Raw genomic sequence first — 25,926 nt, forward strand, 5'->3', positions numbered from 1 at the left:
ATGAAGCTATTCGTTCATCTGGTGTTATTTATTTCGTTATTTATTCCTTATTTTACAAAAGCTGCTTTATATGTTGATATAAAAAAAAGCAGTGTTGGTAACATTGGTCTTGTTGTATCTAAATGTACATGTAAAACAGCGTTGGAAAGCGAATTAAGCGAAAATATTGCAAAGGTAATAGGAACAAATTTATCTAATTGTGGCTTATTTAATGTAAAACGTGGCGCGGAAGCTGAATCTAAATCTTGGAAAAGCGATACTGTAGTCACAGTAAGTTTAAGCGAAATATCTGGTAGTGCATTAGAGCTATCATTTCGTTTATTTGACGCTTTTACAAAAAGAGAATTACTTACTCAGTCAGTTGTTTTTCCAGCAAAAGACTGGAGAAAAATTGGTCACCTCGTTTCGGATGTGATACATGATAGATTGATTGGTGAGAAAGGGCACTTCAACACAAAAATCACGTATATCGCTGAAGAAAAAGATAGCAACTACAAATCTGTGCGTAAAATTGCTGTGATGAATCAAGATGGAAGTAATATAAAATACTTAACAAATGGCGATAGATTTGTGTCAACACCGAGATTCTCACCAAATGGAAAGGGTATTGTTTATATCTCGTACGCAAATGGTAAAAGTTATATAATATTAAAAAATTTAAAAGATAACACTGAATCAATAATCAGCGCATTTGAAGGAGTTGTTTCTGCACCAAGATTTTCTCCTGATGGTAAATCTCTTTTAATTTCCCACTCATTGGGTGGTGAAACGAATATATTATCTTTAGATTTAAGTAGTAAACGGACAAAAAAAATTACTAAAGGTTCAGCTATAAGCACTTCTCCCTCTTTTTCTCCAGATCAAAAGTATATGGCTTTTAGTTCTGATATAAGTGGGAGTCAGCAACTGTACGTTATCGATTTTACTAACAAAAGTAAAAAACCTAAAAAAATTAGTTTTGGAAGTGGAAGATATGCTACGCCTGTTTGGTCGCCAAAAGGAGATCTGATAGCTTTTACAAAGATTCAGTCAGGAAAATTTTACATAGGAGTTATGAAGCCAGATGGCAAAGAAGAACGTCTGCTTTCAGAGGGGCATAAAATTGAATCCCCGGCATGGCTACCAAATGGTAGAGAAATCATTTTTACAAGAACAGAATCACCAAGCAACTCTAAACTATATTTAGTAGACTTAGTAAAGAAAAATCAAAAAATGGTTTCCACTCCCACAAATGCTTCTTTACCGGATTGGTCTTATTTTTGAAAGTAGATCTATTATAGGTTTGATATGAGCCTTATTTTACTTTAATCGCTTATAACCTTTGGCACTACAAAATACCCATGCTCAGGTTTTGTATTGGACAATATCTCTTCTTTAATATTTTGAGAATTTATAACATCATCGCGTACATGAATGTCCTTGTCTATACTGCCATAACGCATAGGAGAAACACCTTCAGTATTAACTTGCAATAAAGTATCGTGTATCCAATCCAGCATTGTCAGTTCTTTGGAGTAGTGATCAATCTCGTCATTTGATAACTTAATCCTTACAAGCTGTGCAATTTTAAGCATTTCTTCCTTGGTAATTGTTATTTTTCTCTTATTTGCAAATTCTATTAGTGAAGTAATAACGTCTTCTGTTGACTTAGCTGGCATCTTTACCTCCTTGGATAAAGTGAGTTAAAATATCTACGACCGAAACAACTTCTATTTTACCAGTTTTTTCAAATTTGTGAAGTATGGTATCCGTAATCACTAATTTATCTAAAGAAGAGGAAGAGATTTTCTCAACTGCACTTCCTGAAAGCACACCGTGTGTGATGCATGAAGTTACGGACTTTGCTCCGTAACTTTTTAAAGCAAGAGCTGCATTACACAATGTTCCACCAGAGTCAACTATATCATCAACAATGACACAATTTTTGTTTGCAACTTCTCCTATTATGTTCATTACTTGAGATGTGCCTGCTTTCTCCCTATATTTATCTACTACAATAATCTTATCACTTAACCCTATCTTGTACTTTTCCTCTAAAGTCTTTGCAAAAGCACGTGCTCTGCCAATTGCTCCAACATCAGGTGCAACAATTGCCAAATTTTCTGTGTGTATAGAGTCAACAAATGCTTCAAAGCAGTTCAAATTAGTTATCGGTACATCAAAGAATCCTTCAATTTGACTTGAGTGCAAATCAATAACTGCAACACTACTTGCACCTGCAGTTTGAATAAGATTTGCAACTAATTTAGCACTTAAAGCAGACTGCACATTATTGTTCTTGATAATTCTATCTTGCCTGCTATATCCATAATAAGGAATAATTACTACTATCCTTTTGGCTCCTAATCTATTTACTGCATCAATTATGAGCAGAAACTCCATAAGGTTATCATTCACAGGGGGAGAAAGAGATTGTATTATATATACTTCTTGATTATACAGATCATTTGCTACTTCTACATTTACCTCGCCATCGGTAAACTTTGATATCCAAGCAGAGGATGGTTGAACATCTAGCCGGTTAACTACTGATTCCCCTAATTCCTTACTAGCATTACCTATTATTATCTTCATAACGCACTAATTGAGTTTTTAAGATTATACAGAAATTGTGAAATAATTGAAATGTAAGTGTCTTTATCTAGCATTCTTGTCGGTGAATTAGGTACCTCTTGTACAATGACCTGTCATTTTCACGCGTTGTTTCAATATACAGACCCAAATTGAAACAACTATACAAAATCCTGCTTATGTTTCAAGATAAATGACTTTAATGAAATATAATTTATCTAGTCATTTGTATCTGCTAACATACTACACTTCCCATTGTAGAGCCTCTGCAACTTACTGAAATTTATAATCGCTTTATAAAAAGCTTTATACTCTTTGCTTAATTGGAGGCGCTACCTCTGCACTTTCTGCTCTGTCTAGGGTACTACTTGGTTTTTCTGCAGTAATTTTTTGAATGCTACCATCTACCTTATTCTTGATATCTGCTCCATATGATCTTAATACTTCAATAGCTTTCTCGTTTCCACTATTCAGCGCAATATCCAAAGCATCCATTCCATCATTATTTTTGTGGTTGATAAAATTCTCTAACTCAAAGATTTTTATATATTGCTCAATGATGAATTCTACCACTTTTCCAGGGCAATTATTAGCGGCAGGAAAGAGTACTGCATTGTTATTATTGTCTTTCTTTGTTACATCTGCTTTGAGCTTGTCTATCAAATACTTGATAATTTCTATTCTGCTATCATCTTCTGCTTCAGTGCACTGCCTAGCAGCTAAAAACAGAGCTGTTCGCCCATTATTGTCCACATCTTCAATATCTTGTCCCTTATCAATTAAGGCTTGTATTATATTTTTGTTCCCATACAAAGCAGCAAAGTGAAGAGGAGTATACCCTTCGGTACTTTCTCTTTCATTAATCAATGCACCATGGCTAGCTAGTAATTCTATAAATTCTGGCGTATTTGCAAAAACTGCAAAGTGCATTGGTGTTAGATCATCTTTACCATGATTTTGAGTTTTTGCATTAACGTTTGCTCCATTTTTTATCAGCAATTTTGCTATTTCTAATTGTTTGCGTCCGATGGCAATATGCAGTGGCGTACGATTGCGTTCATAATGATCATTGACGTTTGTGCCACATTTTATTAGTAGTTCTGCAGCTTCAATATTACCTTCCTGAATTGCAACGTATAAGGAAGCATATCCATCTTTTGTTTCCTCTGTCATACGAAATTGCGAACATGTTAGTTCATATATTATTAAGGATTATTATTAAGTTTTTATTAATACAATATTAATGTAGCGGGATGACGAGCTTATCGTCATCCCGCCGCGAACCGTCATACCACTGCGAACCGTCATACCGCCGCGGTATCTCTAGATCCCGCTAACAAGCAGCGGGATGACGGTTTTTCAAATTATCGTAAGTCAGTTTAGCTATAGCTACAAGTTTCATTCTTCCCTTACAAATAACTTTACTGCGTCCTTTTTTCGGATTCAGAATTAGCAAGAAACGTTCTTGTAAGGTGGTCTACTAAAATTTTGCTTTATAAAACAATGTCTGAACTATGCAATTAATACATTATCAACACAACTGATTCATAAAAGCAAATATTATAACCACGAAGAGAGAAAATGTTATGCTTAGTTTAATAAGAAAGACCTTGAGAAAAAAAATGACTCATCAGGTAAACGATTCGAAATTGAAAGAGAAAGATGAAAAAAGTATTTTAAAATTAGCATCAAAAATAAAAGGCAAAAAAAGTAGCATTGCTGAAGAACTAGAAAAAATATCTAAAAAGGAAAAACAAAGGATTCTTACTACGGAAGTAAGCAAACATCGGGGTAAAGAACCAACTATTATATCACTTGCTTATGCTATACTACGTAAAGATAGTATAGCTGTTGAGAAAATGTTAAGAGTAGCTAAAGAAAACGGTATTCTGAAAGACATTCTTGACGCAACAACAACTATAAAATATCCAGGTGGTCAGGAAGAAACTTGCACACCACTTACTTATGCCATATTATGTAAAAATAGCAAAACTATTGAAGAAACTTTAAAAGTCTCTAAAGAAAACGGTATTCTGAAAGATATTCTTAACGCAACAACAACTATAAAATATCCAGATGGTCGGAGAGCAACTGTTACACCACTTGCTTATGCTATACTATATGAAGATAGTATAGCTATTGAAGAAATTTTAAAAGTCTCTAAGGAGAACGGTATCCTGAAAGATATTCTTAACACAACAGCAACTATAAGATATCCAGATAACAAGGAAGTGACTTACGCGCCACTTGCTTATGCTATGTTCTGGAAGGATAGCAAAGCTATTAAAGAAATTCTAGTAGCAGCTGAAGAGAACAGTATTCTGAAAGATATTCTTAACACAACAACAACCATGAAATATCTAGACCGGGAAGTGACTTACACACCACTTGCTTATGTTATACTACGTAGAGATAGTATAGCTGTTGAGAAAGTGTTAAGAGTAGCTAAAGAAAACGGTATTCTGAGAGATATTCTTGACACAACAATAACTATAAAACATTTAGATAGCCGGGAAGTGACTTACACACCACTTGCTCATGCTATGTTCTGGGAGGATGGCAAAATTATTAAAGAAATTCTAGTAGCAGCTGAAGAGAACAGTATTCTGAAAGATATTCTTGACGCAACAACAACTATAAAATATCTAGATGGTCAAGAAGAAATTTACACACCGCTTACTTACGCCATATCATGTAAAAATAGCAAAACTATTGAAGAAATTTTAAAAGTCTCTAAAGAAAACGATATTCTGAAAGACATTCTTGACGCAACAACAACTATAAAATATCTAGATGGTCAGAAAGAAATTTACACACCGCTTACTTACGCTATATCATGTAAAAATAGCAAAACTATTGAAGAAATTTTAAAAATCTCTAAAGAAAACGGTATTCTGAAAGATATTCTTGATGCAACAACAACTATAAAATGTCCAGATGGTCATGAAGAAACTTGCGCACCGCTTACTTATGCTATACTACGTAAAGATAGTATAGCTGTTGAGAAAATGTTAAGAGTAGCTAAAGAAAACGATATTCTGAAAGACATTCTTGACGCAACAACAACTATAAAACATTCAGATAGCCGGGAAGTAACTTACACACTACTTGCTTATGCTATACTGCGTGAAAATAGTATAGCTATTGAAGAAATTTTAAAAATCTCTAAGGAGAACAGTATTCTGAAAGATATTCTTAACGCAACAATAACTATAAAATGTCTAGATGGTCGGAGAGTAACTGTTACACCACTTGCTTATGCTATACTACGTAAAGATAGTATGGCTGTTGAGAAAATGTTAAGAGTAGCTAAAGAAAACGGTATTCTGAAAGACATTCTTGACGCAACAACAACTATAAAATATCCAGATGGTCAGGAAGAAACTTGCACACCACTTGCTTATGCTATACTACGTAAAGATAGTATAGCTGTTGAGAAAATGTTAAGAGTAGCTAAAGAAAACGGTATTCTGAAAGACATTCTTAACACAACAATAACCATAAAACATAAAAATAATCAAAAAGTAACTGATAAGTTACTTGCCGCATTACATGATCGCAAAGTTATTCAAGAAATTTTAGACATAGCTAGAGAAAACGATATTCTGAAAGACATTCTTAATGCAACAATCACTATAAAATATCCAGATAGTGAAGAAAAAATCTACACACCACTTACTTATACAATATCATGTAAAAGCAACGAAGCTTTTAATACAACAAGAGCTATAAATCAAGATGGTCAGGAAAAAACTCACATCCCATTTCCTACCCTTGATAAAAGAGAAACTGAATTAAAATTAAAAGAAAAAAGACAAAGTAGAAGAGATGAGGGATTAAATTTTAACAATGGTAGTAGTGACAAAAATGTTGAAATAAAAGTTAATGGGGATATCTTGTTGCAGCATAGTAGTGGAATTGAAAATGAAATAAATCATACTGCTGTACGTAATGATGTAAGGGGGGTAAAGCCTCTAATAGAAAGTAGAGTAAATGTTAAAGTACAGAATATAAATGCAGTGATTGCAACTTCTGTGACACTTGAGTTGGTAGCTAGTAAAATAACATGTGTACTGTCAAAACCCACCACTAAATTGGAAGAAGTAGCTATAACATATTTTCAAGGTTTAGCACTATATTTGTGAAACTTAATTTATATGTGCTAAACAAGATGCTGATTAGTTTTATAGCTAACCCAAGAAAGGTTTCCCTACGTCATACCGCCGCGGTATCTCTAGATCCCGCTAACAAGTAGCGGGATGACGATTGTCGTTTAGCCATAAATATTTAAGAAATTTACCAAATGAAAAAAAAGGCAAAAGAAGCCCTGGGGTTATTATCTGCTTTAAAATATTGGCGTTTTTTATGTTTTAAACGCTTGACAAGCAAGATTTAGCTGCTTTTAATTGCAACTAACCTATGCTGCAAATGTTTAAGAAATTTACCAAGCAGAAAAAAAGACAAAGAATCCCCGAGTTAGCTAGTCTTTTACTATCTCTGTCGAGTATTGGCATTTTTTGATGTCTTGTAACGCTTTATAAGCGCGTTCAGCTTATTTAGATAAAAATCTAGATGTAGATGAAGTTTTGTAAAGACATACAGTATCTATATACTGCAAAAAATTGAACATAAGACGCCGATACATTAAGTAATCCTTACCTTTTAATCTGCAGATTGGCGAAAGCAAATACAATAGCTTCAGTTTCATGATAAGGGGGCTGGCGGAGTTTGTCAAGGAAGTTTTTCGTTTCTGTGAACCACCTGCTAACCGACAGCTAACATTAACTACCGATATCGTATCTGAAGAAGCCCCCTGGCCATTCTAAAAAATTTAATGCTGAGTACACCTTACTTTTGGCTTCCTCTATAGTGCTCCCTTCTGCTACTATATTTAGCACTCTTCCGCCATCGGAAACTAAGTTACCACTTTCATCGAATTTAGTACCAGCATGAAACACCAACACACCAGGAATGCTTTCAATCTTATCTAATCCTTTAATTACTTCTCCCTTTTGATAATCACCCGGATAGCCTTTACTTGCAACAACTACACAAACTGTAGATTTGTTGTTAAGTTCCACCATTTTGACATTTAACTTTCCTTCTGCAACTGACAACATCAATTTTAACAAATCGCAATTTGAATCAAATCTAGGTAATATAGATTGCGTTTCTGGATCACCGAATCTAACGTTATACTCGAGAAGTTTTGGGCTATCTTTGCAAATCATTAAACCAGCAAAGAGTACTCCTTTATAAGGCGTACCCATGTTAACCAATGCTTGAGCTGTAGGGTATATTATTTTTTGGATAATTTTTTGCTCCATGTCCTTACTTATAATTGAAGGTGATGAGTACGACCCCATACCTCCAGTATTTTGGCTTTCATTACTTTCATCAACTCTCTTATAATCTTTTGCACACCCAAGAGTTACTACTTTCAACCCATCAATAAGAGCAAAAAAACTTACTTCTTCTCCAACTAAAAACTCTTCTATGATTATTTCTTCACCTGATTCACCAAATTTTTTCTCCACTAGCATTGAATTTATTGCTGAAAAAGCTTCGCTTTCTGTATTACATATAACCACCCCTTTTCCTGCTGCAATTCCATTTGCTTTCACTACAAGTGGAAACTTTATTTTATTGCTACGTACAAAATCTTTAGCTAACCCTTCATCAACAAAACACTCGTACTTGGCAGTTGGTATACCATATCGTTTACATAGTCCCTTGGTGAAAGACTTCGATCCCTCAAGTTTTGCAGTTGCTTGACTTGGAGCAAAAACATTTATTCCCTCTGCAACTAAATCATCAGCAAGCCCATCAATTATTGGTTGTTCTGGACCAATAACAACCAACTCTATATTTTCTCTCTTGCAAAATTGTGTAACATCCACTGAATTTTGAATATTTACATCCACAAGAACTCCCAAATTTTCCATGGCCTGGCGACCAGGAGTTACATATAACTCAGTCAAGATAGGAGATTTTTTTAGAGCCCAAAGTAGAGCGTGCTCACGCCCACCAGAACCTATAACCAGAACCTTCATCTTTATTTCCTCGCTTTTCTATATGTCAAAATTATTATTTGCTTATAACAGTATCATTACTCATGTATTTTTGCAACACGTTTGGTATTGCAATCGACCCGTCAGAATTTTGATAATTCTCCATTATGGCAATAATCGTTCTTCCTATAGCTAAAGCTGAGCCGTTTAAAGTGTGAATATATTTTTTCATCTTTTTATCAGTTTCTGAAGAGTATTTAGTGTTCATCCTTCTTGCTTGAAATGCACCACAATTTGAGCAGCTTGATATTTCTCTATATTTATCTTGCTCAGGTAACCATACCTCTATGTCATAAGTCCTTTGTGCAGCAAAACCCATATCACCACTACAGAGTAGCATTACTCTATACGGTAATTCTAGTTTTTTTAATATCTCTTCAACAATACTCGTCATGCGCTCAAGTTCATCATTTGATTGGTCTTCAGTTGTGATACTAACCAATTCCACTTTACCAAATTGGTGTTGCCTTATCATACCTCTCGTGTCTCGCCCTGCGCTGCCTGCTTCTTTACGAAAGCACTCCGAATATGCAGTAAAGCGAATAGGCAGTTCTTTTTCTTCCATTATTTTGTCAGCAACTAAATTTGTTAAAAACACTTCACTTGTGGGAATCAACCTCAATTCGTCGGTAGTTAAATACGAATCGTCAGAAAATTTCGGTAGCTGACCAACATTATACATAGCCTCGTTTTTCACCAAAGTCGGGTGGTACAGCTCAGTATAGCCAAATTCATTAACATGCATTTCAAGCATAAAATTTATTAGCGCTCGTCCAAGCTTAGCTAACTGTCCTTTTAATATCGTAAATCTTGATCCGGAAATTCTCGCCGCTTGTTCGAAGTCCATTAAACCTAATTTTTCTCCGAGTTCATAATGAGATTCTGGTACAAAATCAAACTGTCTTTTTCCTCCATATCTTCTCACCTCTAAATTAGAGTTCTCATCTGCGCCTATTGGCACATCTTGCGCAGGAATATTCGGCAAGTTAGATAAAACATTCACTAACTTATCCTTTTCTGCTTGTTCTTTTAAGCTGATTGCCTCTATCTCATTTGTGATGCTTTTTGACAACTCTATTTGCTCTTCACAGGGGCTCTTGCTCATTTTAAGCTTTTTTATTTCCTCTGTGATTTCATTGCGCTGCCTATTCAAATCCTGCAGTTTAGTGGTTAATGATCTTTTCTCGTGATCGATTTCTAATATCTCTTCCGCAGTAGATTCTCTAATTCCCCTGCTTTTCATTGCCTTTTCAAATCCTTCAGGGTTTTTGCGTATATATTCTATATCGTGCATATATTGTGCTATTACTAACATTGTTACTGTACTCCAAAAGCTCTTAATATTCAATATTTTCTCATACTACTAAAATTATTATGGTTGATTTTTTTGTTAGAATTTGTTAAAATTTAATTAACTTAGCGTTCATAGGGTGTAGTATGTTGGGCATTACAAAAAATAATCAGAAAGAGAGCACTTACTTTGCTGGTGAGGAATTCGTTATCTACGCTACTTGTGTATGCCTAGCAGCCACATTCGCTGCTGGCTGTTTAGGGGCGGTAATAGGATCCCCTCTATTGACCTTTCCACTTGCTATGCTCATCTCTAACCCCGTAGTTTGGGTTTTAATGGGAATAATTCTTACAGTAGCATACAAAATGGTTGTTGAACCTTTATTTTACTTAGCGAAGAACTATATTAATGGAAAAAGAGCTTCAAAGGGGGAAAAGAGTGAAGAAAAAGATACAGAACTACAAGATTTGCAAGGCAAGACTCCAGAAAAGCAAGCAAGACCGAAAACTCCTGATAGGGATAGTGGTGTTATTACATCGGAAATAGCTATAGATAATAATTCTTTTTTACATCAAACAGAGAAAGAAAAGAATTATAATTACAAATTAACTACTACTGATATTAGAGATATTGTAAAAAGCAAATATGGGTGGATAGCACACAAAAATAAAAAAGGCTTAAAAGATACTTCTGAAGGTGTGATTTTTGCTTGTCCTGACTCTACATCATCTTTAGAGCAAGAACTAAAAGAATATAAAAATAAAGTAGAACGAGAGGGTAGTGATTTAGTGTTCACTTCAATCCTTAATTTAAATGGAAACCATTGGGTAACACTGGGTGTTTCTTACGACGAAAAGAGTGAAAAGTTTAGAGCTTGCTATTGCGATTCATTTGGTGAACCATTACCAGAAGAGGTATCAAGTGCGCTACAGAAAACTCTAGGAATAGACAATAGTAGTATTAGAAACTCAAAAGCTAAACAACAAGATGATAAGTATAATTGTGGAATATTTGCCTTAGAGAATGCTAAGAAAATTACAGATATGCTGAAAGCAGGCAAATCGTTTGATGAAATTGATGATCAGCTAAAATATGAACTTAGTTCAGAGCAATTAATAGAGAAGAGAAAAGAATTTGCAAAAGCGTTGAAAAAGGATGAACAAAGCAGGGCTGGCACGCCAAGCCCTGTATTAGGTGGTCCAGGAAATATAAGTCGTAAAGATAGCGGAGTAAGTTTAGATTCAGTAGAAAGTAAGCAAACAAAAATTGTTCAATATAATACTACAGGTGATGGCAACTGCTTTTTCCATGCGGTATTTGGTGATAATAGCTCTGGTCAATATAAAACTGAAAAAGCACAAGATATGAGAATGGAATGGCACAAATTTTTAAGTCAATTTAACTCTTTGAATAATCCAAGGATGCCTGAGTTATTGAAGGGACAGATGCAGAAAGTTTTTGGTGCATTCTTAGAAAATCCAAATCATTTGATTGGTATGTCGGACTCAATAAAAGATTTGGTTCAGCATACAAACAGACGGGTAGAGAAGATCAAAAAAAAGACTAATAAATTAATAAAAAAGTTATGTTGTCTTACGACATTAAAAGAAAATGAAGTTATAGGTGATTTAAGAAGCATTAGTGCTAGTAATCTCAATATTAGTGAAAGAAAATATGATAGAAATTATAATAGTGATACTGCAGCAAATTCTTTTCTCAATGGCAAATCCATTTATAGATCTTATCTAGAGGCAATCAGCAGCCAAAGTTACCATGTTTTCATAGAAGAAATTTCTATCTTAGCTTCGCTGGCTAATATTGAAATTGACGTCTACTATAAAAATAATGGTAATGATGTAAATACATTGTTTCTGCCAAATGCGGGAATGATAAATGAAGGTTATCAGCAGAACAACGAGCTATGGGGAAATAAAGAACAAGAAACGGTATACTTGGCACCTGGTCATTATGAGAGAGCTGAGATAGTAGAGGTAGAGCCTTCTCTTATGGAAAAAGTAAGTTCGGCTATACAAAGTGTTGTAACAGTATGTGTAAATGCGCTAGGTTTGAACACATAGAATATATGTCCCTACAAGTAGGAAATTTGACAATTGATTCTCCAGTTATTTTAGCTCCAATGTCTGGAGTGACTGATTATCCGTTTAGAAGTATTGTGAAGAAACTTGGTGCAAGTTTGTTAGTTTCAGAAATGATTGCAAGCAGAGCTATGATTATGCAAACTCATCAGAGTCTGCAAAAAGCAAAAGTCGATGCATTAACTGCTGTGCAGCTTGCTGGGTGTGAGCCAGATGTTATGGCGGAGGCTGCAAAATTAAACGAGGACATGGGAGCAAAAATTATAGACATAAACTTTGGTTGCCCTGTTAAAAAAGTTGTAAACGGTTATGCAGGATCAGCGCTAATGCGTGATGAGAAAAAAGCCGCTGAGATAATTGAAGCTGTGGTCAAGGCAGTGAATGTGCCAGTTACAGTGAAAATGCGCACCGGGTGGAACGATGAAAATCGCAATGCACCGAGACTTGCGAAAATTGCCGAAGACTTAGGAGCAAAGATGATTACTGTACATGGAAGAACAAGGGCACAGCTTTATAACGGTCAAGCAGATTGGAAATTCGTTAGAAATGTTAAAGAGCAAGTAAAAATCCCAGTTATAGTAAATGGCGATATTAAAAATTTAAATGATATTCAGAATGCTCTCAAAGAATCTGGAGCAGACGGAGTGATGATAGGTCGTGGTGCCTACGGTAAACCTTGGCTGATTAATCAAGCAATGAACTTTCTCAGTGGAAGTGAAACTTCTGAGCCAACAGCTTCAGAGAGATTAAGCATCATACTCGAGCATTACGACAATATTCTTGAGTACTATGGAAATGACACAGGAATAAAGATGGCCCGCAAACACATAGGTTGGTACAGTAGCGGGCTTCAAGGCTCATCTGAATTTCGTGTGAGAGTAAATAACATGACAGATAGCACAGAAGTGAAAGAAAATATTATTGGCTTTTTTGGTCAAGAGACACACTAGCTGTACTCAATTCGACTGATCGTATGCCACTACGCTCTCTTCCTCACCAGAGTGTAAATGACAACCATTATCCATCAACCATTCCTCGTCATAAGTTTCAATATCAAAATATTTTTCATATTTATCCACATTATCACAAAGTGAAAGTGCTCTGATCTTATTCATAATCAAACCTGTACCAGCAGGAATTAATCTTCCTACTATAACATTTTCTTTTAATCCACTTAAAGGATCACTCTTCCCGCAGAATGCTGCTTCTGTAAGTACTTTTGTTGTCTCTTGGAAAGAGGCAGCAGAAATAAAGGAGCTAGTTTCAAGACTTGCCCTAGTAATCCCCTGCAGAATAGGAAGATAATGAGTAGACCGTTTGCCAGAGTTACTCATAGCATCATTTTCCCTATCAACTTCCAGCTTGTCAATGCTTTCGCCAACCAAGTACATAGTATCACCAGGATCAGTAATTTCCACTTTTTGTAGCATTTGTTTTAAGATCACCTCTAAATGCTTATTGTCTATACGAACACCCTGCAATCTATAAACTTGCTGTATTTCAGAAATCATATAGTGCGCTAAAGCTTCTAACCCAAGCACACGTAAAATATCATGGAGATCAGGGTCACCATCCATCAATAGATCACCTTTACGTACAAAATCACCTTCATTGACTATTACATGCTTACTTCTTGATACCAAATATTCAACTGGAGAAATTTGTTCATCTACAGGTTTAATTAATATACTGCGTTTTCCTCTACGGTCTTTTTCAGAAAACGCTACATAGCCATCTATCTCACTAACAATAGCATGCTCTTTAGGACGACGTGCTTCAAATAACTCTATAACCCTCGGTAAACCACCAGTAATATCACGAGTTTTAACTGACTCTCTTGGTGTTCTTGTAATAACATCACCTGCATGAACCTTCTGGCCATCTTGTACATTGAGCACTGCACCGATTGGTATAAAATAACATGCTTCAACGCCACTTGCGAGTGTCATTACTTTACCATTATCGTCAAGCAGCACAATACGAGGACGTAAATTAGCTCCACCAGAATGCAATTTCCAGTCTTTTACTACTTTGCTTGATATTCCTGTAGATTCATCCATCACTTCAGTGATCGAAATTCCATCTTTTAAGTCCTGATAAGACACTGTACCAGTCTTCTCCGTGATAATAGGCAATGTATAAGGATCCCATTCCGCAACTTTATCGCCAATTTTTACTGACCCACTCTCATCTACATAAAGCTTAGCGCCGTAAGGTACACTGTGCTTCAACTTCTCACTACCAAGGCTATCAATCAACATGACTTCACAGGAACGGCTTATCACAATTTTATTTCCGTTTCTATCTATAATTATATTACTATTGTTTAACTTTATTTTAGCATTAATAGAAGCTATAATATTCGAGGATTCAACGCCTCTAGTCATTACTCCACCTATATGAAAAGTACGCATCGTTAACTGAGTACCTGGCTCTCCAACAGATTGAGCAGCTATAACACCAACTGCTTCACCTATTGAAACAATTTTACCAGTTGCAAGGTCTCTTCCATAACATAAAGAACATACACCAGGACTTATTTCACAAGTTAAAGGCGATCTAATTTTTACAACATCAAGACCTGCAATGCTGATTTGCTTTACTTTATCCTCATCAATTAATTCCCCTGCTTTTACTAATAATTCTTTTGTCACTGGGTTATATATATCATTTGCAGCTGTTCTACCCAGCACAACACTCTCTAGAGATGCAACTATAGTACTTCCTTCAACTGTAGCTCTCACAACAAGACCATTTTTTGTTTTACAGTCATGCTTTGTAACTATGCAATTTTGAGATACATCAACTAAACGACGAGTTAAGTATCCAGAGTTTGCAGTTTTAAGTGCAGTGTCAGCTAAACCTTTACGCGCACCGTGAGTAGAATTAAAGTATTCAAATACGTTCAATCCTTCACGGAAATTAGAAATTATAGGTGTTTCTATAATCTCACCAGAAGGTTTGGTCATGAGCCCTCGCATTCCTGCTAGCTGTTTCATCTGTGAAGTAGAACCCCTTGCACCAGAGTTAACCATCATATACACTGAGTTGTACTTACTATTTCCATCATATATAGATATTGCTTTTAACATATCATTAGCTATCATATCCGTACACTTAGACCATTCATCTATAACCTTGTTATACCTCTCACTTCTAGTTATTAGCCCATCTTGATATTGCATAGAGAATTTCTTAATTTCACCCCTCGCGTGATCAACATGTGTAGCTTTAGTTTCAGGTATAACCATATCACAACGACCAAAAGAGACACCAGAAAATGTGGCATACTCAAAGCCAAGTACCATTAATTTATCAGAAAATGCCACTGTAGCACTTTGACCACAGTTACGATATACCAAATCAACTATACCAGTTATTTCCTTGACTGTTAATATCTGATTTATTAGATCGAAGCCTAGATTCTCATGCTTAGGAAAAATTTGCCATAATATTAAACGGCCAGGAGTTGTACAAACAGTTTTATAGTGAGTTTCACCGCTGCTATTAATATACTCCATCCTATACTTTATACTAGAATGAATATGTAAAGTACCATCACTCAAGGAATGCTCAACTTCACAAAAAGCACCAAAAGATGGTAAATTATCTTCCTTAGGTTCTTGTAAAGTCAGATAATATATACCAAGTACTATATCTTTACTAGGAACTATAATCGGTCTGCCATTAGAAGGACTTAAAACGTTATTAGTGGACATCATCAACACCCTAGCTTCAAGCTGAGCTTCCAATGAAATTGGCACATGCACTGCCATTTGATCACCATCAAAATCAGCATTAAACGCCGTACAGACAAGCGGATGAAGCTGTATTGCTTTGCCTTCAATAAGGATTGGCTCAAAAGCCTGAATACCAAGTCTATGTAGCGTAGGCGCTCTATTCAACAAAACAGGATGCTCTTTTATTACCTCTTCAAGCATATCCCAAACTTCTGGTTTTTCTGCTCTTATCAACTTACTAGCAAACTTAATAGTTGGAGCCATACCATACATCTTAAGCTTTGAGTAAACAAAAGGTTTGAATAGTTCAAGAGCCATTCTTTTTGGTAATCCACACTGATTTAGTTTCAAAGTTGGACCAACAACTATTACAGAACGTCCAGAGTAGTCTACCCTTTTTCCTAAGAGGTTCTGGCGAAAACGACCCTGTTTTCCTTTTAACATATCACTAATGGACTTTTTATATCCAACAGCACCAGCTTTATTTACCAAAGTATTACGACGACTATTATCAAAAAGAGAATCAACTGCTTCTTGTAACATCCTTTTTTCATTACGAATCATAATCTCAGGAGGATTTAAGCTCAACAATTTCCTCAACCTGTTATTTCTATTAATAATAGTCCTATAATGATGATTCAGATCAGAAACTGCAGGACGACCACTCTCAAGCGATACCAAAGGACGCAAATCAGGTGGTAAAATAGGTATAGTTGTAAGTATCATCCACTCAGGCCTATTTCCAGATTTAATGAAGTTTTCAACAATACGCAATCTCTTTATAATTTTCTTTCTTCTTATCTCAGAAGCAACAGATTCTAATTCTAGTCTTAAATCCTTCCTAATTTCATGTAAATCAAGGCGCGTTAGCAACTCTCTTATAGCTTCAACACCTTGCATAGCTACAAAACTATCGATCCCATAGCTATCTTTAGCTTCATTATAAGCTTTTTCACTAATAATCTCACCTTTTTCAAAAGGCGAAACAAGAGGATCTATTACGATATAATTATCGCTATATAAAATATTCTCAATATCTCTGAGAGACATATCCAATAATGCTCCAATTCTTGAAGGAAGCGATTTCAAAAACCATATATGAGCAACAGGAGATGCAAGCTCTATATGACCCATCCTTTCTCTTCTTACTTTAGAAGATGTAACTTCTACTCCGCATTTTTCGCATATGCGACCTCTGTGTCTTCTTTTTTTGTATTTTCCACATAAACATTCATCGTCATTGACAGGGCCAAAAACCTTAGGGCAAAATAATCCACCTTTCTCAACTTTGAACGTACGATAATTTGCAGTTGAAACATCTTCTATCTCACCACAAGATATACGCTTAATACTTTCAGGGCTAGCAATCGATATGCTAACCTCATTAAAAGGTTGTGCAATGTTAGTGTGAGATATATCTTCAATCACTACATCATTTTGCTTTAAATCTACATTTAAACATAAAGAACGTAGTTCTTTTATCATCACATTAAAGGATTCAGGAATTCCACATTCAAAATTACTGTCACCTTTTATTATCGATTCATAAATCTTAACTCTACCATTAATATCATCAGACTTCACAGTTAACATTTCCTGCAAAGTATAAGCAGCACCATAGGCTTGTAATGCCCAACATTCCATTTCACCAAAACGCTGACCACCAAAATGAGATTTTCCTCCAAGAGGTTGTTGAGTAACCAAACTATAAGGCCCTACTGAACGCGCATGAATTTTACCATCAACCAAGTGGTGCAACTTAAGCATGTACATGTAACCAACTGTAACCTTGCGGTCGAATTTTTCACCACTGCAACCGTCATATAATACAGCTTGTCCAGAGTTATCTAAACCAGCAAGTTCAAATAATTTTGCTATTTGTTCATCTTTTGGACCCTCAAATACAGGTGCAGCAACAGGAACGCCATCACGTAATTTGCGTGCAAATTCAATGAGATTATTATCACTAATATTACGAATATCATTACAGATAGATACGTTACTGCCATAGCTATAAACCTCAATCAGGAAGTTACGTAAATTGCTGTATGAACTTTTACAAGAGTTCAAATAGTTCTCTACTAACTCATTCAACTCGTCATTTAGTGCATTCTTATTAGGTGTATTTAAAACAGAAGCCGTTATTTCATCATCATCAATATTTTCAATTTTTTTATTATCAAGGTATGCTACTGCAAATTGTGTAAAATTATCATCGTTAAGGGACCTAATTCCCTTGCAAAAAGCACTTTTGATCTTATTGATCTCATCGAGAATATTACTTACCTTTTCCCCTAATTTTCTACAAGCCCAACCTACATGCGTTTCCAGTATTTGTCCTACATTCATTCGTGAAGGAACACCAAGAGGGTTAAGAATAATATCAACAGGAGTACCATCTTCCAAATAAGGCATATCTTCCACTGGCACAACTCGAGAAATCACACCTTTATTTCCATGTCTACCAGCCATTTTATCCCCTGGTTGCAGACTATGTTTCACAGCAATGAAAACTTTTACTGACATCGACACACCTTGAGGCAGGTCATAACCTTCATGTAATTTTTCTACTTTTCGCTTAAACTGTGCTATTGCATGTGATACTTTTTCATCAAAATCTTTTTTTAAGCTCTTAACTTGCTCAGAAATGGATTGGTTTTTTAATCCTATACCCCACCATTGCTCACGTTCAATAGAGTCAAATTTTTCTCGATCTTGAGAACCAGAATTAATAAGAAGTTTCTTCAGTTCATCATAGAAATATTCACTAGTAACATTGATTATATAATCTCGCTCTTCCTCAAAGTCATTTATCTCTTTTTGTTTGATGAGTAATGCCCTTTCATTTTCTTCAACCCCCCTGCGTGTAAAGACTTGTACATCAATTACTGTCCCTTCAACATCTGGAGATGTATATAAAGAGGAATCCGCACAATCGAATGACTTTTCACCAAAAATTGTCATTAATAACTTCGTTTCAGGAGGCAATGAAAGAGAAGGTTTAGGTGTAACTTTACCTACCAGAATATAGCCTGGACCAACTCTTGTACCAATTTTCACTATACCACTATCATCCAAGTGATATAGATTTTCTTCATTAACACCAGGTATAGCACGAGTTATTTTTTCTGATCCTAAAGGGGTATCATGTACAACACAGTCAAATTCTTCTATATGAATAGAAGTAAAGAGATCTTTTTTAACAACTTCACTAGAAATAATAATAGAGTCTTCAAAATTATAACCTTGCCAAGACATAAAAGCGACTAGCAAATTTTTACCAAGCGCCAACTCACCACTGTTAATTGCAGGACCATCAGCTATTACATCACCCTTTTTAACATAATCACCTACGCACACTAGCGGTCTTTGATTAATACAAGTATTATGGTTAGAACGCTGAAATTTCCTTAGATGATAAATATCTACGTCCAAGTAGTTAACCCTTTCTTTATCAAAAGCACGTATAACTATAGAGTTACTATCAGAGCTATCAACTATGCCATCGCGTTTTGCTAAAACTACAGCACCAGAGCCAGAAGCTACAAAAGACTCCATACCAGTAGCAACCAGAGGAGCGGTAGGCTTCAATAAAGGTACGGCCTGACGTTGCATATTTGAGCCCATTAATGCTCTATTAGCATCATCATTTTCTAAAAATGGAATCAAGGAAGCTGCAACTGATATTACCTGCTTAGGAGATACGTCAATGTAACTAACTTGGTCGCTACTTACCATGACGAAGCTACCAGCATATCTACAGTATAGCATGTCATCAACAAAGCAATTATTTTCATCAAGCTTTACGCTAGTGTCAGCTATATGATGTGAGCCTTCGTCTATAGCAGAAAGATACTCAATTTGATCAGTAACAACCCTATTGACTACTTTTCTATAAGGGCTTTCAATGAAACCATATTTATTAATACGCGCGTATATAGCTAAGCTGTTGATTAACCCTATATTTTGCCCTTCAGGAGTCTCAATAGGGCAAATTCTTCCATAATGAGTTGGATGAACATCACGCACCTCAAATCCTGCCCGTTCTCTTGTTAAACCGCCAGGACCTAACGCGGATAACCTTCTTTTATGTGTTATTTCAGATAACGGATTAGTCTGATCCATAAATTGAGATAATTGAGAAGAATTGAAGAAATCTCTTAAGACATTAGTTAACACTTTTGGATTAATAAAATCAGATGGAGAAACTTTATCTAAACTAGAAGTGGACATAGAATCAACTATTGCGCGTTCCAATTTCAACAACCCAGTTCTAAATTGATTTTCTATAAACTCTCCAACTGATCTTACTCTTCTGTTTCCTAAATGATCAATATCATCTACAGATCCTTGACCGTCACGTAACAATACTATTTTTTTCACAATTTCAATAATATCTTCATGCATTAAAACAGTTAAATCCTCATCATAATTTAATCCAAGGTAAGAGTTAAGCTTCAACCTACCAATGTTAGACAAATCATAATATTCCGGACTGAAGAAAAGATTACGGAAAAACTCTTCTACTATCTCTAAAACAGGAACTTCACCAGGACGCAAAACTCTATATATTTCATATAGTGCATCCTGATAAGACATGTTTTCATCTAAGAAAAGCGTATTTAATATATAAGGTCCAACAAACAAATTATCTATGTTCAACACTGATATTTCATCTACAGATAATAACTCAAGCTTCTTTATGTCTTCCAGCTTTATAGATTCACCAGCAGATAAAATTTTCGTAGAGCTAGCACTATCCATTAAATCTTCTGCGAGGAATAAACCACATATAGAATTAAAAGGAACCAGATACTCTTTCAATTCATTATCATATAGCTTTTTAGCTAGTCCTGAGGTAATACGAACGTTAGCTTTAAGCAGCACATTACCTTCAATATCCATTAAGTCGAAAGGCAGCCTCACTCCTTTAAATTTATCAGGAACAAAAGGCACTTTCCAACCATCTTTATGTTTTACATACTTTATTTTCTCATAAAATCTATCGAGTATATCATTATTTGATAGACCCAACGCCTTTAATAAAACTGAAATTGGCAATTTTCTTTTTCTATCAACACGAAAATACAAATGGTCTTTAACATCAAATTCAATATCAAGCCAAGAACCCCTATAAGGAATAATTCTAGCAGAATAGATCAATTTACCAGAATTGTAAGTTTTTCCCTTATCGCTATCAAAAAATACACCAGGAGACCTATGCATTTGTGAGACGATAACTTTTTCCACACCATTAATGATGAAAGTGCCTTTATCAGTCATCATAGGCAACCCACAAAAGTGGACTTTCTGCTCTTCTATAGATTTTACAACGGTTGCAAGTTTAGAATGATCTCCACTCTCTTTAATCGATTTATATTCATCAAGAGAAATACCATCCTGCATAACAACAAGACGTATAGAAGCAATAACCTGAGCAGAAAAAGTTACACCACGCTTTATACACTCAGATTCATCATACTTAGGATCATCTACCCTACAACTTATAAACTCAATAGTAGCCCTACGCAAAGGATCATTTATTGGAAAGATTGTATGAAAGATAACTTCAAGTCTTTCATTACCCTTATTCTTAGGAGTAAAAGAATCATATGATTCTTTTTGAACCTTAACCAAATCCAATAAAGAATCTTTTAAATCAATCGACCTAGAATAAGAAACTCTAGGAACAAAAGCACCAGAAGCGTACATATAAGAAGAATCAACCATTAAAATACCCCAAACTAATTAAAAGAGCTATATCAATATAAAATTAATACATTAAATATTATTCAAGCTCCACTTTAGTTGCTCCTGCTTCAATAAGTTTTTGCTTGATTTTTTCTGCTTCGTCTTTAGGAACATTAGCAGTCAAATCTTTAGGTAAAGATTCAACCAACTCTTTTGCTTCTTTTAAACCCAATGTAGAATTAACCTCTCTCACAGCTTTAATAACTCCTATTTTTTTACTCGCATCAATTTCTTTAATCACAACTTTATACTCAGCTTTTTCTTGAGCAGCAGGAGCAGCAGCATTATCACCAATAGGCGCCCCAGCACCAACAGCTCCACCAAGAAAAGAACCAGCAGGCAACCCTATTTTCTCTTCTAAAACTTTTACAAGTTCAGAAGCCTCTAATAGGTTTAAAGATAATATTTTATCAACCAAATCACTTGTTACATTACTCATAATTACCACCTTACTTAACAACAAATTTATTTTTTAGAACTATAATAATCCAAAACTCTCATAAGCCTCATAGAAGATGAATTAATAGACAACGCTAACCGAGCAGGAATATCATAAGATATTAAACGCATAATTTTAACACGCAATTCATCCAGAGAAGGCAACTTAGCCAGTTTATTAACATCTTCCACTGTTAACAATTCATTTAAATGAGCTGCGCAAATCACAGACATTTTTTCTTTGTTAGCATTAGTAAAATCAACTATTAATTTTGCAGCTTCTACTATGCCACTAGAGTATATAATAGCAACAGGACCGGAAAATTTGCCTGATAAATAAGAGAATTTACCAGTCCTTTCCAAAGCCAAGCGCGCTAGAGTGTTTTTAACTACTAATACCCCACCTGCTATAGACTTCAGACTATTCCTCAGAGTTAATGAATCATTAGCATTTATAGATTTAAAATTTACTAATATCAAGAAATCATTATTTACAAACACGTTTATTGTGCTCTGTATAAATTCATCCTTATCTTTACGCTTCACGGTATCACTCCCTTAAATTATATCTTCCACTTTGCCTATCTTATAAGCTTTACCCATAGTTGAATTTAAAAAAACACCCTTAAAGTAAATTCCTTTCGCAGAAATAGGTTTATTATCTTTAATTACTTTAAGAAAGGCTTTTAAATTTTCTAGCAAGTCATCAATATCAAATTTAATATTTCCTAATTTACCATGAATAACACCATTTTTATCTGTTCTAAATTTTACCTGACCAGACTTAATGGTTTTAATAGCTTCTGCAATGTTAGAAGTCACAGTACCAAATTTAGGGTTAGGCATCAGCCCTTTAGCACCCAATACTTTTGCAATAGGAGTGATTTTTGCCATAAAATCAGGAGTAGTAATGCACCAATCAACATCTAACTTTCTACCTTTTTTTATTTCTTCAACTAAATCCTCTCCTCCTGCAATATCAGCACCAGCTTTTTCAGCTTCTAATAAATGTTTATCTTGAGCGAAAACAGCTACTTTAATATTCTTCCCGATACCTTTAGGCAAAACTACTGTACCACGCACCTGCTCTTCAGATTTACGTGAATCTACGCCTAAATTGACCGCAATATCAACTGATTCATTAAATTTTGCTGAAGCAGACTCAACAATCTTCCTCAAACACTGCTTAGGATTATCATTATATGTATTCATTTACCTAACCTTCCACAACTTCTATACCCATAGATTTTGCAGTGCCTACAACCATTTTCACTGCTGAATCTTCATTATCCACTTTCATATCAACCATCTTGCACTTTGCTACTTTAATTATAGCAGACATAGGTAATTTAGCCACTAATTCTTTACCAGGATTACCAGAACTTTTACTTAATTTAGCCTCCTGCTTAAGTAAATAAGCCACAGGCGGACCGCTGACAGTAAAATCATGAGAGCGATCATCCTTTATGGAAATTCGCACTGTTACTAAATCGCCTACTTTATAATTAGCGTTAGCAGCACTAGTAACTTTATTAAAAGCTTCACAAAACTTAGGAACAGGTATACCACGTGGACCAAGTACTGAAGCAATTTTCGGTCCTGGAACTGCTTTCCCAGCTTCCATAAGTAAGTTAATCTTAGCAACTATAACACTCATAATTAATCCTCTATTTTCTCTACTTGAGCCAGATCAAGCTCTATTATTGTCGGCTTACCTAAAATCGATACTTCCACATTAATAATTTTTTTCTCATCGTTTACCATATTTACCTTACCAGTAAAATTTTGAAAAAGACCATCATTAATTTTCACTTTTTCACCTTTTTCATAACCATAACCTAACTTCTTTGTCTCTTGAGCATTATAAAGTGCATTACACATTGAGTGAATCTCATCATCCAAAATCACCTTTGGAATATTACCGTTTTTCAAAAATCCATAAACCTTAAGAGATTTTGGTATATTATTGATAAAATTCAATACTTCATCGCATAAATTCACGTATAAAAAGACATAACCAGGAAAGCATTTCCTTCGTGTAGCAATTTTCTTAGATTTCAACTCTACTTCACTTAGCTCTTCATATGGAATAAAAACTTCCTTAAAGTAATCATTAACACCCAATCTCATAGAATTTTCTAATATATGTTGGCGCACTTTCTCTTCACAATTAGAAGCAACTCTCAAGATATACCATTTATACCTATTAAATTCTTTACACTTTAAACTTATCTCATCATCTAAAATCATCTCAAAATTACCAGATTCGCCACTGCAGAATCCAGGCGTTTGATTCAAAATATTTTTGCTTTCATCACACAGATGCATATATACATACACTTCACATAATTCTTTTATATCAGACTTTGAATTACATACCGTTTGATAAGGAATAAACACTTCCTTAAAATAAACAGCATTACTTACCAATTCGCGTATACCTTGCTCATATCCATAATCAACTTTAATGATATACCATTTATATTCACATTCCATAAATAATTCCAAATAAAGCCTTAATTACGTAAAGAGACATAAAATCCACAAAACAGAAGAAAATCGAAAAGCATAATATAACAATCATTACAACAAATAGAGATGACAACACCTCCTGTTTCTTTACCCAAGCAATTCTTCGTATTTCTTGCTTTATATCACAGAAAAAACCACACAAACTTTTTAACATTTCCACCACAACATTAATGCAGGAGCGATAGGAATTGAACCTACAACCTCTGGTTTTGGAGACCAGCGCTCTACCAATTGAGCTACACTCCTATAACTCAAACTCTCACTCCAAAATTTCAGAAACAACACCAGAACCAACAGTTCTACCGCCTTCTCTTATCGCAAAACGCAATCCCTTATCCATTGCTATCGGTACTTGCAATTCTACTTCTACACTCACATTATCTCCTGGCATTACCATCTCCTTCCCATCTAGCAATTTTATGCTCCCAGTTACATCCGTTGTCCTTAAATAAAACTGTGGCTGGTAATTCGCAAAAAATGGTGTATGCCTTCCTCCTTCCTCTTTCTTTAATATATAAACCTCCGCCTTAAACTTTCTATGCGGTGTTATCGTCCCCGGTTTCGCTAATACTTGCCCTCTCTCCACTTCTTCTCTTTTTGTTCCTCTTAACAATATTCCTACATTGAGCCCTGCACTTCCCTTATCCAGCAACTTCTTAAACATCTCAACACCTGTGCATATCGTCTTTTGCGTCGCTTGCAGACCTATTATCTCTATCTCTTCTCCCGTCTTTATCTCTCCCTTCTCTATTCTTCCTGTTACCACTGTTCCTCGCCCCGATATCGAAAATACATCTTCGATTGGCAATAAAAATGGTAAATCCACAGGCCTTGGTGGAACCGCTACATATTCATCTAACTTTTCCATCAATTTGTCTATTGATTTCTTTCCATATTCGCTGCTGTCATCCTCCAGCGCCTTGAGTGCTGAACCAACCACCACAGGCACTTCATCCCCTGGAAATCCGTATTTACTCAGTAATTCCCTCACTTCCATTTCTACTAAATCTATCATATCAGCATCAGCAACATCAGCTTTATTTATATACACCACGATATATCCAACACCTACCTGCTTCGCCAGCAATATATGCTCTCTCGTTTGTGGCATTGGCCCATCAACCCCCGACACTACCAATATCGCCGCATCCATCTGTGCTGCACCTACTATCATGTTCTTTACATAGTCAGCGTGTCCAGGACAATCAACGTGTGCATAATGCCTTTTTTCCGTCTGATACTCAACATGCGCTGTTGCTATCGTTATCCCCCTCTTCCTTTCTTCTGGCGCTTTATCTATCTGATCGTACGCTACAAAATTTCCATAATGCTTCGTTATCGCCGCTGTTAACGTCGTCTTCCCATGATCCACATGTCCTATTGTTCCCACATTTACATGCGGCTTTCCAAATGCTTCCACTACTGCTGTCATAATT

General features: G+C 35.4%; 17 protein-coding genes and 1 tRNA gene. 4 read left to right on the plus strand and 14 right to left on the minus strand.

Annotated elements, in window-relative coordinates; genetic code table 11:
- Complete coding sequence (locus OPR21_RS06750; protein ID WP_265029876.1) at nucleotides 1-1,263, plus strand: Tol-Pal system protein TolB; 1,263 nt, start codon at nucleotides 1-3, stop codon at nucleotides 1,261-1,263.
- Nucleotides 1,264-1,304: 41 nt separating this feature from the next.
- Here the strand turns inward: OPR21_RS06750 and gatC are convergent, their stop codons facing one another.
- From gatC to OPR21_RS06765, 3 genes are all read right to left on the minus strand, one after another.
- The gene (gatC, locus tag OPR21_RS06755) at nucleotides 1,305-1,658 is read right to left on the minus strand and encodes an Asp-tRNA(Asn)/Glu-tRNA(Gln) amidotransferase subunit GatC (RefSeq protein WP_006279727.1); all 354 of its coding nucleotides are present in this window, start codon (nucleotides 1,656-1,658) and stop codon (nucleotides 1,305-1,307) included.
- Nucleotides 1,648-2,574, minus strand: coding sequence for a ribose-phosphate diphosphokinase (locus OPR21_RS06760; protein WP_265029877.1), 927 nt, complete (start codon nucleotides 2,572-2,574; stop codon nucleotides 1,648-1,650). Before OPR21_RS06760 ends, gatC begins: the two co-directional genes overlap by 11 nt.
- A 303-nt stretch (nucleotides 2,575-2,877) precedes the next feature.
- The gene (locus OPR21_RS06765; protein ID WP_006280296.1) at nucleotides 2,878-3,744 is read right to left on the minus strand and encodes an ankyrin repeat domain-containing protein; all 867 of its coding nucleotides are present in this window, start codon (nucleotides 3,742-3,744) and stop codon (nucleotides 2,878-2,880) included.
- A gap of 413 nt (nucleotides 3,745-4,157) precedes the next feature.
- Between OPR21_RS06765 and OPR21_RS06770 the strand changes: the two genes are divergently transcribed.
- Nucleotides 4,158-6,716: a WD_0033/WD_0034 family tandem repeat-containing protein gene (locus OPR21_RS06770; protein WP_265029878.1), complete on the plus strand. Its 2,559-nt coding sequence runs from the start codon at nucleotides 4,158-4,160 to the stop codon at nucleotides 6,714-6,716.
- Between the two features lie 636 nt (nucleotides 6,717-7,352).
- Here the strand turns inward: OPR21_RS06770 and purD are convergent.
- Both purD and serS read right to left on the minus strand, forming a co-directional pair.
- Complete coding sequence (gene purD / locus OPR21_RS06775) at nucleotides 7,353-8,624, minus strand: phosphoribosylamine--glycine ligase (protein ID WP_265029879.1); 1,272 nt, start codon at nucleotides 8,622-8,624, stop codon at nucleotides 7,353-7,355.
- 34 nt (nucleotides 8,625-8,658) lie between these two features.
- On the minus strand, nucleotides 8,659-9,936 hold the full coding sequence (gene serS / locus OPR21_RS06780; protein WP_077188478.1) for a serine--tRNA ligase: 1,278 nt from the start codon (nucleotides 9,934-9,936) through the stop codon (nucleotides 8,659-8,661).
- A 143-nt stretch (nucleotides 9,937-10,079) separates the two neighbouring features.
- Between serS and OPR21_RS06785 the strand changes: the two genes are divergently transcribed.
- Both OPR21_RS06785 and dusB read left to right on the plus strand, forming a co-directional pair.
- Nucleotides 10,080-12,011 (plus strand): Ulp1 family isopeptidase, encoded by a 1,932-nt coding sequence (locus tag OPR21_RS06785; protein ID WP_077188476.1) that lies wholly within the window; start codon nucleotides 10,080-10,082, stop codon nucleotides 12,009-12,011.
- Nucleotides 12,012-12,016: 5 nt separating this feature from the next.
- Entirely contained in the window at nucleotides 12,017-12,979 is a 963-nt protein-coding gene (dusB, locus tag OPR21_RS06790; RefSeq protein WP_077188475.1) for a tRNA dihydrouridine synthase DusB, read from the plus strand.
- Nucleotides 12,980-12,985: 6 nt separating this feature from the next.
- Here dusB and OPR21_RS06795 read toward each other — a convergent pair whose 3' ends face one another.
- From OPR21_RS06795 to tuf, 9 genes are all read right to left on the minus strand, one after another.
- Nucleotides 12,986-21,499: a DNA-directed RNA polymerase subunit beta/beta' gene (locus OPR21_RS06795; protein ID WP_265029880.1), complete on the minus strand. Its 8,514-nt coding sequence runs from the start codon at nucleotides 21,497-21,499 to the stop codon at nucleotides 12,986-12,988.
- Between the two features lie 58 nt (nucleotides 21,500-21,557).
- Entirely contained in the window at nucleotides 21,558-21,959 is a 402-nt protein-coding gene (rplL, locus tag OPR21_RS06800) for a 50S ribosomal protein L7/L12 (RefSeq protein ID WP_007551887.1), read from the minus strand.
- Between the two features lie 26 nt (nucleotides 21,960-21,985).
- Nucleotides 21,986-22,504: a 50S ribosomal protein L10 gene (gene rplJ, locus OPR21_RS06805; RefSeq protein ID WP_006279539.1), complete on the minus strand. Its 519-nt coding sequence runs from the start codon at nucleotides 22,502-22,504 to the stop codon at nucleotides 21,986-21,988.
- Nucleotides 22,505-22,516: 12 nt separating this feature from the next.
- Nucleotides 22,517-23,170 carry a 50S ribosomal protein L1 gene (rplA, locus tag OPR21_RS06810; protein WP_077188473.1) on the minus strand — a complete coding sequence of 218 codons (654 nt, stop codon included), beginning with the start codon at nucleotides 23,168-23,170 and terminating at the stop codon, nucleotides 22,517-22,519.
- A 4-nt stretch (nucleotides 23,171-23,174) separates the two neighbouring features.
- Nucleotides 23,175-23,615: a 50S ribosomal protein L11 gene (locus tag OPR21_RS06815; protein ID WP_006279541.1), complete on the minus strand. Its 441-nt coding sequence runs from the start codon at nucleotides 23,613-23,615 to the stop codon at nucleotides 23,175-23,177.
- Between the two features lie 2 nt (nucleotides 23,616-23,617).
- Nucleotides 23,618-24,454 carry a transcription termination/antitermination protein NusG gene (gene nusG / locus OPR21_RS06820; RefSeq protein WP_065094731.1) on the minus strand — a complete coding sequence of 279 codons (837 nt, stop codon included), beginning with the start codon at nucleotides 24,452-24,454 and terminating at the stop codon, nucleotides 23,618-23,620.
- The gene (gene secE, locus OPR21_RS06825; protein ID WP_006279543.1) at nucleotides 24,444-24,653 is read right to left on the minus strand and encodes a preprotein translocase subunit SecE; all 210 of its coding nucleotides are present in this window, start codon (nucleotides 24,651-24,653) and stop codon (nucleotides 24,444-24,446) included. Before secE ends, nusG begins: the two co-directional genes overlap by 11 nt.
- A gap of 10 nt (nucleotides 24,654-24,663) precedes the next feature.
- Nucleotides 24,664-24,736: transfer RNA gene (locus OPR21_RS06830), tRNA-Trp, on the minus strand.
- Nucleotides 24,737-24,749: 13 nt separating this feature from the next.
- Nucleotides 24,750-25,922: an elongation factor Tu gene (gene tuf, locus OPR21_RS06835; RefSeq protein ID WP_253303378.1), complete on the minus strand. Its 1,173-nt coding sequence runs from the start codon at nucleotides 25,920-25,922 to the stop codon at nucleotides 24,750-24,752.
- Between the last annotated feature and the right edge of the window lie 4 nt (nucleotides 25,923-25,926).

It is taken from the genome of Wolbachia endosymbiont (group A) of Philonthus cognatus (genome assembly GCF_947251755.1).
Taxonomy (GTDB): Bacteria; Pseudomonadota; Alphaproteobacteria; order Rickettsiales; family Anaplasmataceae; genus Wolbachia; species Wolbachia pipientis.